Here is a 14,279-nt window from a genome sequence, read left to right on the forward strand (position 1 = left end):
CCGGCAAGTCGGGGAACTGGCAAGGCTCCGCCATGTCGAAATCCGGGTATTTGCCGCTCGCAGAGGAATATAAAAAACATGAAACGCATTGTTCTGTTCGTCATTACCAACCTGGCCGTCATGCTCGTGCTGTCGGCCACGCTTCGCATCCTGGGCGTGGACCGTGTCATCACGGCCAACGGGATCAACTTCAACGCGCTCCTGATCTTCTCGGTCGTGGTCGGCTTCACCGGCGCCATCATCTCGCTCCTCATGAGCAAGCCGATGGCCAAATGGAGCACGGGCGCGCAGGTGCTGGATCCCAACTCGCCCCGCAACCAGCGCGAGGCCTGGCTGGTCGACACCGTCCACCAACTGGCCGACCGCGCCGGCATCGGCCGCCCCGAAGTCGCCATCTACGAAGGCGCCCCCAACGCATTTGCCACGGGCGCATTCAAGAACGACTCGCTGGTCGCCGTGTCCACGGGCCTGCTCGAAAGCATGACCGAAGAGGAAGTCGCGGCCGTGCTGGCGCACGAAGTCGCGCACATCGCCAACGGCGACATGGTCACCCTGACCCTGATCCAGGGCGTGGTGAACACCTTCGTCATCTTCCTGGCGCGCGTGGTCGGCTACTTCATCGACCGCGTCGTGTTCAAGAACGAACGCGGCATCGGCCCCGGGTACTTCGTCACCGTGCTGGTCTGTGAAATCATCTTCGGCGTGCTGGCCTCGATCATCGTGGCCTGGTTCTCGCGCCAGCGCGAATACCGCGCCGACGCCGGCTCGGCCCACCTGATGGGCGCCCGCGAACCGATGATCCGCGCGCTCGCCCGCCTGGGCGGCCTGGAACCGGGCGAGCTGCCCAAGTCCTTCGAAGCGTCCGGCATCACCGGCAAGGGCGGCCTGGCGGCCATGTTCGCCTCGCACCCGCCGATCCCGGCCCGCATCGCCGCGCTGCAGAATGCCCGCGTGATCTGACCGGTCACCGGCCGCAAAAAAAGCCCGCTTCGGCGGGCTTTTTTGCGTTCAAATCCGACGCCGTTGCAGGGATGGGTGTCTGACACCCGCTGAGATGTTGCGACACGCCCGAGATCATCTCCCCTGGGTGTCAGACACCTTGCCGCGGGTGCGTTGCAGCAACAACGACCTCGGCATCACATCGCTCAGCACTCGACGATATTCACCGCCAAACCGCCCCGCGCCGTTTCCTTGTACTTGGTTTTCATATCCGCGCCGGTTTCGCGCATGGTCTTGATGACCGAATCCAGCGACACGTAGTGCTGTCCGTCGCCGCGCAGCGCCATGCGGGCGGCGTTCACGGCCTTGACCGAGGCCATGGCGTTGCGTTCGATACAGGGAATCTGCACCAGCCCGCCGACGGGATCGCAGGTCAGGCCAAGGTTGTGCTCCATGCCGATCTCGGCCGCGTTTTCCACCTGCTCCACCGACCCGCCCAGCGCCGCCGCCAGTCCGCCGGCCGCCATCGAACAGGCCACGCCGACTTCGCCCTGACAGCCCACTTCCGCGCCGGACAGCGACGCGTTGTACTTATAGAGCAGTCCGATCGCCGCCGCGGTCAGCAGGAATTCGCGCACGCCCTCGCGGTTGGCGCCCGGCACGAAGCGGTCGTAATAGTGCAGCACGGCCGGAATGATGCCCGCCGCGCCGTTGGTCGGCGCCGTGACCACCCGGCCGCCCGCGGCGTTCTCTTCGTTGACGGCCATCGCGTACAGGTTCACCCAATCCATGACGGAAAGCGGGTCGGACAACGTGCGCTCGGCCCGCTGGGTGAGATTGCGGTATAGCTCGGGGGCGCGCCGGCGCACGCGCAACGGGCCAGGCAACTCGCCGTCCGCCTCCGGATAGTTGATGCCGCAGCCGCGCGCCACGCAGTCCTGCATGACCTGCCAGATGCGGTCCAGGCCGGCATTGACCTCCGAGGTTTCGCGCCAGGTCAGCTCGTTCTGCATCATGACCTGCGCCACCGTCAAACCGTTGTCCTGGCACATGGCCAGCAGTTCCCGCCCCATGCGAAACGGGTACGGCAACTGGTCGTGCGCCGCGATGACCTGGCTGTTGGAGGCGCCGGCTGTGACGACGAACCCGCCGCCCACCGACAGGTAGCGGGCCTCGCGCAGAGACTGGCCGTCGGCGTCGAATGCTTGGAATTTCATGCCGTTGGGGTGTTCGGCCATGGCTTCGCGGCGGTAGAACATCATGTGTTCCTTTTCCACGAAGGGCAGCGGGTACTTGCCCAGCAATGGCAACTGCCGGCTGGCGCGCACCGAGGCAATCATGCCGGCGATGGCCGCGGGGTCGACCGTATCCGGCGCCTCGCCCATCAGGCCCAGCAGCACCCCCTTGTCGGTGCCGTGCCCCTTGCCGGTGGCGCCCAGCGATCCGTACAGTTCGGCCCGCACGCTGGCCACGCGCGGAACAAGGCCGTCGCGCTCCAGCCCTTGCGCAAACAGCAGCGCCGCCCGCATCGGGCCCACGGTATGAGAGCTCGACGGGCCAATGCCTATCTTGAACAGATCGAAAACGGAAACGGCCACGCCAAACTCCAATACATCCACCAACGATCAGGCAATGATACGCGCGAGCCCGGGCGCACGCAGCAAAGCCCCGCCCGGCGTATCCTGTATCTTCGCGCCGGGTGTCAAAGCCTGCCCCGGCATGCGATCATTACAGAATTATTACTTGTCATAAAAAGAACGGAAAAACGCCTGCATGTCTGGACTCATTACCCTGCTTGACTTCGCCGGCTACGTTGCGCTGCTGCTTTGGGGCGTGCATATGGTCCAAACCGGCGTGCAGCGCGCGTTCGGGGCGGCGCTGGGCGCGGCCTTGGGACGCGCCCTGGGCACGCGGTTGCGGGCCTTTTTTGCGGGCCTGGGCATCACGGCGGCGCTGCAAAGCAGCACCGCCACCGGCCTGATGATCACCGGTTTTGCCGCGGGCGGCGTGGTCGGCCTGGTGCCGGCGCTGGCGGCGATGCTGGGCGCCAACGTGGGCACCACGCTGATCGTCCAGCTGCTGTCCTTCGACCTGACCGAGCTCGCCCCGATCCTGATCCTGGCCGGTGTCTGGATGTTCCGGCGCTACCCGCCCGGCCGCACCCGCGACCTGGGCCGGGTCTTCATCGGCCTGGGCCTGCTCCTGCTGTCGCTGCACCAGCTCGTCGAACTCTTCGCGCCGTTTCAGACCGCCCCCATGTTGGGGATGATCCTTGCCGCCCTGTCGACCCAGCCGGTCGCCGCGGTCTTGCTGTCCGCCGCATTCACGTGGGCCGCGCACTCCAGCGTGGCCGTCGTGGTGCTGGTGATGTCGCTGGCCAGCCACAACATGGTCGCGCCGCACGTGGCGTTTGCGCTGGTGCTGGGCGCCAACCTGGGCACGGCGATCAACCCGATGATCGAAGGCGTGACGGGCGACGACCCCGCCGCCCGCCGCCTGCCGCTGGGCAACCTGCTGACGCGGGTGCTGGGCGTGCTGGCCGGGCTGCTGCTGTTGCCTTTCCTGGAGCCCTGGATGAGCGATCTGGCGAGCGACCCCGCCCGCGCGGTCGCCAACTTCCACACCCTGTTCAATGCCGTCATCGCCCTGGCCTTCCTGCCGATCCTGACGCCGTACGCCGCGCTGCTGACCCGCTGGCTGCCCAAGCGCGCCGACCCGAACGACCCGTCCCGCCCCCAATACCTGGACGAATGGGCCCACGACGTGCCCGCCGTGGCGCTGGGCAATGCCGCGCGCGAGGCGCTGCGCATGGCCGACATGCTGCAGACGCTGCTGCTCTACGCGCGGGCCGGCTTCAAGCGCGACAACCGCCACCGCATGGTGCAGGCGCGCCAGCTGGACGGCGCGCTGGACAAGCTGGAGAACGCCATCACCACCTACCTGGCGACACTGGACCAGGAGAACATGACGCGCGAGGACCTCCAGCGGCTGGACGACATCCTGGCGTTCACCAGCAACATCGGCCACGCGGGCGATATCGCGCATCACGGCTTGCTGAGCCACGTGGCCAAGCTGCGCAAGCAGGGCTGGACGTTCTCGCCCGAGCAACGCGCCAGCCTGGACGACACCCTGGGCCAGCTCATCGCCAACCAACGCACGGCGGCCGCGCTCTTCGTGAACGACGACCTGCGCCAGGCGCGCTCGCTGGCCGGCGAAAAGGCGCGCTTTCGCACGATCGAAACCCAGGCGGCCGACACTCACCTGCAGAAGATCAAGTCCGGCCAGGTCGACGCCGCGGAAGTGGGCGCGCTGTACCTGGACATCCTGCGGGACATGAAGGGCATCAACTCGCACCTTGTGGGCGCGGCGGCGTACCCCTTGCTGGCCCGCCACGGCGAGCTCCTGCCCAGCCGCCTGCGCGAGGCGGGCAATTGAATGGTGAATAGGTAAGCCCCCAGCGCGGGTGTCTGACACCGTCCCAAGCACGCTGACGCACGAAAAAGCCGACCCACGGGTCGGCTTTCGTTTGCATCGGGCAAATCCGGCGGGCCAACCTGGTGGCTCACCCTCCCCGCCTTACAGATACCGCTTGAACCACTCCAGCATCCGCTTCCAGCCATCCTTCGCGGCCTCGGGGTGGTAGCTGGCCCGGTAGTCCGCCAGGAACGCGTGATCGGCTTCGGGGTAGACCACGATCTCGGACTGCTTGGCGGCGGCGTTGCCGGCGGCCAGTTTCGTCTTCATGGTTTCCACGTCCGACAGCGGGATGCTGGCGTCACGGCCGCCGTAAAGGCCCAGGACGGGGCCGTGCAGCTCGTGGGTCACGTCCAGCGCGACGCGCTTGATGAGCGGACCGTGGCCCACGCTGAGCTTGCCGTACCACGCCACGCCCGCCTTCACGTCCGGATTGTGCGCCGCGTACATCCAGGTCAGGCGGCCGCCCCAGCAGAAACCCGTCACCGCCACGCGGCGCGCGTCACCGCCATTGGCGGCGGCCCACGCCACGCTGGCGTCCAGATCGGCGTACACCTGTTCGTCAGGCACCTTGCTGACGATTTCCGAAATGAGCTTCGGGATGTCGGTGTAGACCGACGCGTCGCCCTGGCGTTGATAGAGGTTGGCGGCGACGGCCAGGTAACCGACCTTGGCCACCCGGCGGCAGATGTCCTTGATGTGTTCGTGCACGCCGAAGATTTCCTGGATCACCAGCACGACCGGCAGGTCACGCTGGCCTTCGGGCGCGGCGTAATACGCGTCGATCGAACCGTCCGTCACGGGAAGCTTGAAATCCCCGTGGACCAGGCCCTGCGTGTCCGTGTGGATCACGGTGGGGGCGACATTGCCAGCGGCGGTGGAAAAACTCATGGAGAACTCCTTGGTTGGGTCGACGAAAGCCGGCCATCCCCGCCGCGCCACCTGCGCTAGTGCCGGTGGCCGTGCTCCGCCTGGGACACGCCTTGATCCGCGTGTGCCTCATGGTCGTGCCCGTGGTGCATCAACGTCGTGACGCTGTAGATCAGCGCCACGCCCACACCGACCAGCAGCAATTGCGGAACGGCATCGGACAGGGATACCCGCTCGTGCATCTGCGGCATCAGGTCGGCCACCGAGATGTACAGGAAGCTGCTGGCGGCAATCACCAGGATGTACGGCGTCCACTCCTGCGCCTGCTGCAGCACGAAGTACCCTATTATGCCGCCGACCGCTGAACACAAGCTGGTGAACAGGATCAGCGCAAAGGCGCGGCGGCGGCGCAGGCCGGCGTTGAGCAGCACCACGAAGTCGCCCAGCTTGTGCGGCACTTCGTGGATGATGATCGACGCGGCCGTCAGTACGCCCAGCAGCGGATCGGTCAGGAACGCCGCGGCGATCAGCACGCCGTCACACAAGTTATGCAGCGAACTGCCGATCAGGATCAGCATCCCGCCGCGCCCCGCCTCGTGGCGGTCGTGGCCCTTGTGATGGTGGTGGCCGTCGCCCTCGTGGTGATGGCTGTGGCGCAGCAGCGCAATCTTCTCCAGCACGAAAAAGCCGATCAGCGACGCCAGCATCAGTCCGAAGAGCACGTGGGCGTTGCCGACCCCCGTCTCGAATGCCTCGGGCAGCAGATGCAGGAGCGCCACGGACAGCAGCACGCCGACCGACAGGCTCACCATGTGATGCAGGTATTTGGCAAAGACCTTGTACGCGAGCCAGCTCGCGATAAGGACGGCAATCAGGCCGCCAGTGATGGTGGCGAGCAGAACCCAGAGCAGCAACATGAGGGGGAGAATTAAGGCGGGGGGAAGCGCAACATTATATTGTTTCAAACCAAAAACCGGAAATGGGCCGTCAGAAGACGGCCCAGCCCCATCAAAGCCTAGTGCGCCTGCTCCCAGTTCTTGCCGACGCCCACTTCCGCCACCAGCGGCACGCGCAGCGTCGCCACGTTGCACATCAGGCGCGGCAGCGCTTCCTTGACCACTTGCAGCTCGTCGTCGGGCGCTTCCAGCACCAGTTCATCGTGCACCTGCATGATCATGCGCGTCTTCAGGTTTTCGGCGTCCAGCCAGTCCTGCACCGCCACCATCGCCATCTTGATGAGATCGGCCGCCGTGCCTTGCATGGGCGCGTTGATCGCCGCGCGCTCGGCGCCCTGCCGGCGCGGACCCGACGCCCCCCGGATTTCCGGCAACTGCAGCCGGCGTCCGAAGACGGTTTCCACGTAGCCCTGCTCGCGCGCCAGGCGCCGCGTGTTCTCCATGTACATCGCCACGCCCGGATAGCGCGCAAAGTAGCGGTCGATGTAGGCCTGCGCGGCGTCGCGCGTGATGCCCAGGTTGGATGCCAGGCCGAACACGCCCATGCCGTAGATGAGACCGAAGTTGATGGCCTTGGCGGCACGGCGCTGATCGGTCGTCACGCCTTCCAGCGGCACGCCGAACACTTCGGAGGCGGTGGCGCGGTGGATGTCCTCGCCCGCCGCGAAGGCGCTTTGCAGGTTGGCATCGTCCGAGACGTGCGCCATGATGCGCAGCTCGATCTGCGAATAGTCCGCGGACAGCAGCATGCCCTGCTCGGCAATGAACGCCTCGCGAACGCGCCGGCCGGCCTCGGTGCGCACCGGAATGTTCTGCAGGTTGGGATCGGATGACGCAAGGCGCCCGGTGATGACGGCGGCCTGGGAATAATGCGTATGCACTCTGCCCGTCGCCGGATTGATCATGCGCGGCAGCTTGTCGGTGTACGTCGACTTCAGCTTGGACAGCCCGCGGTACTCCAGCAGCACCTGCGGCAGCGGGTAGTCCAGCGCCAGCTTGCTCAGCACTTCCTCGTCCGTGGACGGCGCGCCGCTCGCGGTCTTGCGCACCACCGGAAGCTGCATGCGGCCGAACAGGATCTCGCCCAGCTGCTTGGGAGAATTCAGGTTGAACGGCTGGCCCGCCAGTTCGTAGGCCTTCTGCTCGAGCTGCAGCATCTCTTGCCCCAGCTTGTTGCTCTGGCGGCCCAGTTCCGCAGCATCGACCTTCACGCCGTTGCGCTCGATGGTGGTCAGCACCGCCGACACCTGCATTTCCAGGCGATAGATGCGCTCCAGCCCCGCGTCGGCGGCGACCATCGGGCGCAGCACCTGATGCAGTTGCAGCGTGAAGTCGGCGTCCTCGGCCGCGTAATGCCCGGCCTTGTCGACCGCCACCTCGTCAAAACCGATCTGCTTGGCGCCCTTGCCGCACAGATCCTCGTACGACACGCCGCTGCGGCCCAAAAAGCGCTGCGCCAGGTCGTTCAACCCAACGCCGCGATGCGACTCCAGCACGTAGGCCTGAAGCATGGTGTCTTCGGCGGCGCCCGCCAGGCGGATGCCTTCGTTGGCGAACACGTGCGTGTCGTACTTGGCGTGGTGCAGCAGCTTTGCGCGCGCCGGGTCTTGCAGCCACGGCTTGAGCCGTGCCAGCACCTCGTCCTTGGGCAACTGGACCGCGCCATCCGGCCCCCGATGCGCGACGGGGATGTAGCAGGCCACGCCAGGCGCCACCGACATCGACAAGCCCACCAGCCGGGCCTGCATTTCGTCCAGCGACGTCGTCTCGGTATCCAGCGCAACCAGCGCAGTCTGCTGCACCAGTTCCATCCAGGCGTCGAACGCCGCCCAGTCGGAAATGATGCGGTAGTCGGTGGTCTCCGGCGCGGCCGGCGCCTCGTGCGCGATGCGGGCGTCGCCCGCGGGCACGCGCTCGGCGTCACCGGTCAGGTCGCGCAGCCAGGTGCGGAACCCGTAGCGTTCGTACAGTTCGGTCAGCGTCGCGTCGTCGCGCGCACGCGGCGTCAGGTCATCGACGCCGTCGACGTGCCCGGTCAGATCGCAATCGCACTTGACCGTCAGAAGCTGGCGCGTCAGCGGGAAATTGGGAATGGCCTCGCGCAGGTTGTTGCCGGCCACCCCCTTGATGCCCTCGGCGCCTTCGACCAGTTTGTCGATGGAGCCAAATTCCGTAATCCATTTGGCGGCCGTCTTGGGGCCCACCTTGGTGACGCCCGGCACATTGTCGACCGTGTCACCCACCAGCATCAGGTAATCCACGATACGGTCGGGCGGCACGCCGAATTTGTTCACGACGCCGGCCTCGTCCAGGACCTCGCCGCTCATCGTATTGACCAGGGTGACGTGGCTGTTCACCAGCTGCGCCAGGTCCTTGTCGCCCGTAGAGACGATGGTGTGCACGTCGTGCTGCGCGGCACGATGTGCCAACGTGCCAATGACGTCGTCGGCCTCGACACCCTCGATGGCCAGCACCGGCCAGCCCAGCGCGCGCACCGCGCGATGGATGGGATCGATTTGTGCTGCAAGGTCTTCGGGCATGGGCGGACGGTGCGACTTGTACTCCGGATACAGGTCGTCCCGGAAAGTCTTGCCGCGAGCATCGAAAATACATGCGGCATACTCTGCCTTATAGTCCGATACAAGCTTGCGCAGCATATTGACCACGCCGTAAATCGCACCCGTAGGTTCGCCTTGCGCGTTGCGCAAATCAGGCATAGCGTGGAAAGCGCGGTACAAGTAACTTGAACCGTCGACCAGTAATAAGGTTTTTTTCATGGTTACAAAGGCAGATATGGATACACCCGCCGGCAAACAAATTCCGCTGATTATGTCAGAGATAAGGACGGCGGCAGACAAGCTCGCACACATCGGGCCCGCAGTCAGCATTTTTGGTAGCGCACGAGTCAGCCGTAATTCCCCGTACTATGAAACCACCATCGCGATTTCCGCGGCCCTGGCCGAAGCAGGCTTTGCCGTCATCGCGGGTGGCGGCCCCGGCATCATGGAAGCCGCCAACAAAGGCGCATTCGAATCAGGAGGCACGAGCGTCGGCTTGAACATCAGCCTGCCGCACGAAGCGCACAACAACGAATACCAGACCATCAGCCTGTCCTTCGAGTACTTCTTCCCTCGCAAGGCGGCATTCTTCATGCACAGCTTCGCCTACGTGGCGATGCCGGGCGGCTTTGGCACCCTGGACGAACTCTTCGAAGCGTTGACGCTCATCCAGACCGGCAAGGTCCCCCCGGCCCCCATCGTCCTGGTCGGCAGCGAGTACTGGTCAGGCCTTGCCGAATGGATTGGCGATCAGGTGCTCGGCAATGGCATGATCGGCGCGCATGACCTGGATCTTTTCATCATCGAAGACGATCCCGTGAAGGTCGTGCGCAAGGTGGTCGAGTTCCACGAACGCGTGATGTCCGACGAGCAGTACGCCCCTTCCCTTCCCGCCTGATCCCGCACGCCCGTCCGGGGCCGCATGCCCCGCGGGCGCGGCCGGCCATCGTCAAGGCAGTGACTTAGGTCATCGCCTTGACGATGGCCTCGCGCGCCAGCCCCACGAACTCGCTTTCGCCGGGGCGGGCCGCTAGCAGCCGGAATTCCACCGACGGCAACGCCGGCAGGCCAGGCGCCTGCAGCCGCGCCATGCCGGCGCCAAGCGCCGATTCGTTCAGGCACGCCACGCCCAGTCCCGCCGCCACCGCCAGCTGCAATCCCGCCACGCCGGATGCCTCGTGCGACACGACATAAGGAAGGCTGCGGCGTGACAACAGCCGCTCAACGTATTGGCGCAAGGCGCACGTCTCCGGCAGGGCCAGCAAGGGCAACGGTTCGGCCAGCGGCGGCGTCGCGCCCTCGGCTGCCATCCACAGCAGCGGTTCGCGCCGCAGTAGCGCGCCATCGGCCCGGCCGCGCGCCGCGCCCCGCTCCTGGATGACCATGGAGATGCCGACGTCGATCTCGCCGCGCTCGTAGGCGGCCTCGATCGCCCCGCTCTTCATGATGGTGACGTGCAGCCGCACCTGCGGGTATTGCTCGTTCAGCCGCCGCAGCAGGCGGGCGACGTCGCCGGGGCGGAAGTAATCCGTGATGCACAGGCGCAGTTCGCCGCGCAGCGCCACGCCGCGCAGGTCGCGGTAGGCCTCGTCGCTCAGGGCCAGGATCGTGCGCGCATGCGCCAGCAGGCGCTGGCCGGCGGGCGTTGCCCGCACGCCCGTCTTGCCGCGCACCAGCAGCGGCTGGCCCGCCCTGTCCTCCAGCTTGCGCATCTGTTCACTGACCGAAGACTGCGACAGGAACACCTTGGGCGCGGCTGCCGTCAGGCTGCCCGCATCCAGCACGGCAACCAGGGTGCGCAGTTGGTCCAGGTCAAATCCGCTCATGGCCTATCCAACGGCAAATACGATGGGTGAGATCGTAAATTCCCGCTTTTCCGATGTCAATGCGCTTTCTACACTGGCGCCGTACCTACCCACCCGGAGAGCCGTCATGCCCCACATCGTCATCCATCGTTCCGGCACGCCCGACGCCGCCACCGACCACCGCATCGTCGAATCCGTCGCCGGGCTGACCCAGTCTGTCCTCGGAAAAAAGCTGCCCGTCATCGCCATCACGCTGCAGCACATTGCGCACGACCTCTGGTTCATCGGCGGGCGTCCCTTGTCGGAACTGGGCAAGAACGCATTCCATCTGGATATCAGCGTGACCGACGAGACCAACACCAAGGCCGAGAAAGCGCGCTTCATCAAGGAGATCTACGCGGCTTTCTCGGACATCCTGGGCGAGCTGCACGAATGCTCCTATGTGCACGTCATCGACGCGCGCGCGGCCGCCTACGGCTATGGCGGACGCACGCAGGAATACCGGCACCAGCACAGCGCCTCGTAAGCCGGTAGTGCCACGTCCCGCGATGTCGGGCACCCGCCCAACATGCAAAAAGCCGCGCACCCAACGGTGCGCGGCTTTTCATTGGCCGGGCTTGTTGGCGGCAGGCTGCCGTCGGCAAGCTTAGACCGCGGATTCGCGCGCGGCGCGCTTGCGCTCGTTTTCGAGCAGGTAGCGCTTGCGCAGACGGATCGACTTCGGGGTGATTTCGACCAGTTCGTCGTCGTCGATGAATTCCACGGCGTATTCCAGCGACATCTGGATCGGCGGAACCAGGCGCACGGCTTCGTCGGTGCCCGAGGCGCGCACGTTGGTCAGCTGCTTGCCCTTGATCGGGTTCACGACCAGGTCGTTGTCGCGGCTGTGGATGCCGATGATCATGCCTTCGTACAGCGCATCGCCCGGGTTGACGAACATGCGGCCGCGATCCTGCAGCTTCCACAGTGCGTAGGCCACGGCGTCGCCGTTGTCCTGGCTGATCAGCACGCCATTGCGGCGCTCGCCGATGGAGCCTTCCTTGATGGGCGCGTATTCGTGGAAGATGTGGCTCATCAGGCCCGTGCCGCGCGTCAGCGTCAGGAACTCGTTCTGGAAGCCGATCAGGCCGCGGGCCGGGATCAGGTATTCCAGGCGCGTACGGCCACGGCCGTCCGGCTGCATGTCCTGCAGGTCGCCCTTGCGGCGGCCCAGCTCTTCCATGACGCCGCCCTGATGGGCGTCTTCGACGTCAACGGTCAGCGATTCGAACGGCTCGCACTTCACGCCGTCGATTTCCTTGAACACCACGCGCGGACGCGACACGGCCAGCTCGTAGCCTTCGCGGCGCATCGTTTCCAGCAGAATGGTCAGGTGCAGTTCGCCACGGCCCGACACTTCAAACACGGTGTCGTCGCCCGTGTCGCGCACACGCAGCGCCACGTTGGATTTCAGCTCGCGGTCCAGGCGGTCGCGCACTTGGCGGCTGGTCACGAACTTGCCTTCGCGGCCCGCCAGCGGCGACGTGTTCACCATGAAGTTCATGGTCAGCGTCGGCTCGTCGATGCGCAGCATCGGCAGCGGCTCCTGGTTGGCCGGATCCATCACGGTGCAACCGATGCCCAGGTCTTCAATGCCGTTGATCAGCACGATGTCGCCGGCTTCGGCTTCGTCCACCACGATGCGCTCCAGGCCATGGAACTTCAGCACCTGGTTGATGCGGCCGCGGCCGCCCTGGCCGTCGGGACCGAACTTGTAGGCCACTTCCATGCCGGGGCGCATACGGCCACGGTTGATGCGGCCCACGCCGATCTTGCCGACGTAGCTGTTGTAGTCCAGCGAGATGATCTGCATCTGCAGCGGACCGTTGGGATCGTCCTCGCGCTGCGGCACGTGCTGCAGGATGGCTTCGAACAGCGGACGCATGTCGCCTTCGCGCACATCCGGCGTGAGGCCGGCGTAGCCGGACAGGCCCGACGCGTACACGACCGGGAAGTCCAGCTGCTCGTCGGTGGCGCCCAGCTTGTCGAACAGATCGAACGTGGCGTTGATGACGAAATCCGTACGGGCGCCCGGACGGTCAACCTTGTTGACCACGACGATGGGCTTCAAGCCCAGTGCCAGCGCCTTGCGGGTCACGAAAATGGTCTGGGGCATCGGGCCTTCGACCGCGTCCACCAGCAGCAGCACGCCGTCGACCATGGACAGCACGCGCTCGACTTCACCGCCGAAGTCCGCGTGTCCCGGGGTGTCGACGATGTTGATGTGGGTACCTTCGTATTCCACGGCACAGTTCTTGGCCAGAATCGTGATGCCGCGTTCCTTTTCCAGGTCGTTCGAGTCCATGACCCGTTCGGTCAGCGCCTGGTTTTCGCGGAAGGTGCCGGATTGGCGCAGCAGCTGGTCGACCAGGGTGGTTTTACCGTGGTCCACGTGGGCGATGATGGCGACGTTGCGCAAGGCGCGAGTCATAGCGAGTCCTTTAAGGTCAGGGTGGAGGGCAGCAAGCCCTCCGGCAATTCGTTCAGTGCAAGCAATGCCTGCTTCGGGTCTGGCATGGCCTGCAAGGCTTCCAGTTCAACGGCGCGTTCCAGAGAGAAGGGCCCGACGTGCGTGCGCCGCAGCGCCGTCAGGTGGGCGAAACAGCCCAGCACGCGCCCGATGTCCTGGGCCAGTGTTCGGATGTATGTGCCTTTACTGCAAGCCACATCGATCTCTGCCTGCGTCCCTGTGAGGGACAACAGCTCGATGCGGTATATCGTGATCTGGCGCGGCGGCCGCTCCAGTTCGATGCCCGCGCGGGCGTACTCGTACAGCGGCTTGCCGTCGCGCTTGAGCGCGGAGTACATCGGCGGAATCTGCTCGATGGTGCCCGAGAAACGTGACAGCGCGTCGCGCAGCGCCTGTTCCTCGACGGTAAAACCGGGTTCGGCGGTCGCCGTGACGTTGCCCGTCAGGTCGCCGGAATCGGTTTCCGATCCAAATTGCAGCGTAGCGCGATATGCCTTGTCGGCGTCAAGCATCGCGCCGGAAATTTTGGTGGCGCGACCCATGCAGCACACCAGCAAGCCGGTGGCAAAGGGGTCCAGCGTGCCGGTATGGCCGGCCTTGGCCGCATCCATGGCGCGTTTGGCGCGCTGCAAGGCGTGATTGCTCGACAAACCCACGGGTTTATCAAGCAACAGCACACCGTCGAGCGCAAGCCCGCGTCGTTTAGCCATCGTCGGAATCCGGAAAAAAATGAAGCAGTGACGACAGCCCGATCAGGACTGGTCTTCTGGCTCGTCGGGTACGCCCGAGTGCGGGCCGGGGCGGTTTGCGCGGTCGATGAGGATCGACATCTCGATGCCACGAGCGACTTGCTCGTCGTGGAAGAAGCGCAAAGTGGGGACGGTATGGATGTGCAAAAGCTTGTAGAGCTGCGAATGCAGCCAGCCGGCCTTCTCGTTCAGCAAGGTGGCGGCGGCTTCGGGCTCGGCGCCCAAAACCGTGAACCACACCTTGGCATGCGCGTAGTCGGTCGACAGTTCCACACCCGAAATCGTGATCAATCCAGCGCGCTTGGTGTCGATCTCGCGCTGGATGATCCCGGCCAGATCCTTCTGGATCTGGTCGGCCAGCCGCAGATTGCGGCCGGGAATGGCTTTGGACTTGTGACGGCTCATTAACAATGCCTGGC

General features: G+C 65.4%; 12 protein-coding genes. 4 read left to right on the forward strand and 8 right to left on the reverse strand.

Annotated features, from left to right (window positions below; translation table 11 throughout):
• Positions 1-78 precede the first annotated feature (78 nt).
• Entirely contained in the window at positions 79-960 is an 882-nt protein-coding gene (htpX, locus tag KVT32_RS02920; RefSeq protein ID WP_056322419.1) for a protease HtpX, read from the forward strand.
• Between the two features lie 185 nt (positions 961-1,145).
• Here htpX and KVT32_RS02925 read toward each other — a convergent pair whose 3' ends face one another.
• Positions 1,146-2,537: an L-serine ammonia-lyase gene (locus tag KVT32_RS02925; RefSeq protein ID WP_217617693.1), complete on the reverse strand. Its 1,392-nt coding sequence runs from the start codon at positions 2,535-2,537 to the stop codon at positions 1,146-1,148.
• A 175-nt stretch (positions 2,538-2,712) separates the two neighbouring features.
• Between KVT32_RS02925 and KVT32_RS02930 the strand changes: the two genes are divergently transcribed.
• The gene (locus KVT32_RS02930) at positions 2,713-4,374 is read left to right on the forward strand and encodes a Na/Pi cotransporter family protein (protein ID WP_056322414.1); all 1,662 of its coding nucleotides are present in this window, start codon (positions 2,713-2,715) and stop codon (positions 4,372-4,374) included.
• A 141-nt stretch (positions 4,375-4,515) separates the two neighbouring features.
• On the opposite strand, the gene KVT32_RS02935 is transcribed toward KVT32_RS02930, so the two are convergent.
• From KVT32_RS02935 to polA, 3 genes are all read right to left on the reverse strand, one after another.
• Entirely contained in the window at positions 4,516-5,304 is a 789-nt protein-coding gene (locus KVT32_RS02935; protein ID WP_217617694.1) for a dienelactone hydrolase family protein, read from the reverse strand.
• Positions 5,305-5,360: 56 nt separating this feature from the next.
• Positions 5,361-6,200, reverse strand: a complete 840-nt coding sequence (locus tag KVT32_RS02940; RefSeq protein ID WP_152383806.1) for a ZIP family metal transporter — start codon at positions 6,198-6,200, stop codon at positions 5,361-5,363.
• Positions 6,201-6,298: 98 nt separating this feature from the next.
• A complete protein-coding gene (polA, locus tag KVT32_RS02945) occupies positions 6,299-9,016 on the reverse strand; it encodes a DNA polymerase I (RefSeq protein ID WP_152383805.1) in 2,718 nt (905 codons plus the stop codon).
• Between the two features lie 52 nt (positions 9,017-9,068).
• On the opposite strand from polA, the gene KVT32_RS02950 reads away from it, so the two are divergent.
• Positions 9,069-9,695 (forward strand): TIGR00730 family Rossman fold protein, encoded by a 627-nt coding sequence (locus KVT32_RS02950; protein ID WP_217617790.1) that lies wholly within the window; start codon positions 9,069-9,071, stop codon positions 9,693-9,695.
• A gap of 64 nt (positions 9,696-9,759) precedes the next feature.
• Here KVT32_RS02950 and KVT32_RS02955 read toward each other — a convergent pair whose 3' ends face one another.
• Complete coding sequence (locus KVT32_RS02955) at positions 9,760-10,623, reverse strand: LysR family transcriptional regulator (RefSeq protein WP_217617695.1); 864 nt, start codon at positions 10,621-10,623, stop codon at positions 9,760-9,762.
• 106 nt (positions 10,624-10,729) lie between these two features.
• Here KVT32_RS02955 and KVT32_RS02960 point away from each other — a divergent pair, with 106 nt between their 5' ends.
• On the forward strand, positions 10,730-11,128 hold the full coding sequence (locus tag KVT32_RS02960; protein WP_175156241.1) for a 4-oxalocrotonate tautomerase: 399 nt from the start codon (positions 10,730-10,732) through the stop codon (positions 11,126-11,128).
• A gap of 120 nt (positions 11,129-11,248) precedes the next feature.
• Here the strand turns inward: KVT32_RS02960 and typA are convergent, their stop codons facing one another.
• Genes typA through rbfA form a run of 3 tightly spaced genes read right to left on the reverse strand, consistent with a single transcriptional unit; the run spans position 11,249 to position 14,265 of the window.
• Complete coding sequence (typA, locus tag KVT32_RS02965) at positions 11,249-13,072, reverse strand: translational GTPase TypA (protein ID WP_056322397.1); 1,824 nt, start codon at positions 13,070-13,072, stop codon at positions 11,249-11,251.
• Complete coding sequence (truB, locus tag KVT32_RS02970; RefSeq protein WP_128827766.1) at positions 13,069-13,821, reverse strand: tRNA pseudouridine(55) synthase TruB; 753 nt, start codon at positions 13,819-13,821, stop codon at positions 13,069-13,071. The genes typA and truB overlap by 4 nt, the downstream gene beginning before the upstream one ends.
• 42 nt (positions 13,822-13,863) lie before the next feature.
• A complete protein-coding gene (gene rbfA, locus KVT32_RS02975) occupies positions 13,864-14,265 on the reverse strand; it encodes a 30S ribosome-binding factor RbfA (RefSeq protein ID WP_056322392.1) in 402 nt (133 codons plus the stop codon).
• Positions 14,266-14,279: the final 14 nt, after the last annotated feature.

The sequence above is a fragment of the Achromobacter sp. GbtcB20 genome, assembly GCF_019091095.1.
GTDB classification, from domain to species: Bacteria; Pseudomonadota; Gammaproteobacteria; order Burkholderiales; family Burkholderiaceae_B; genus Achromobacter; species Achromobacter mucicolens.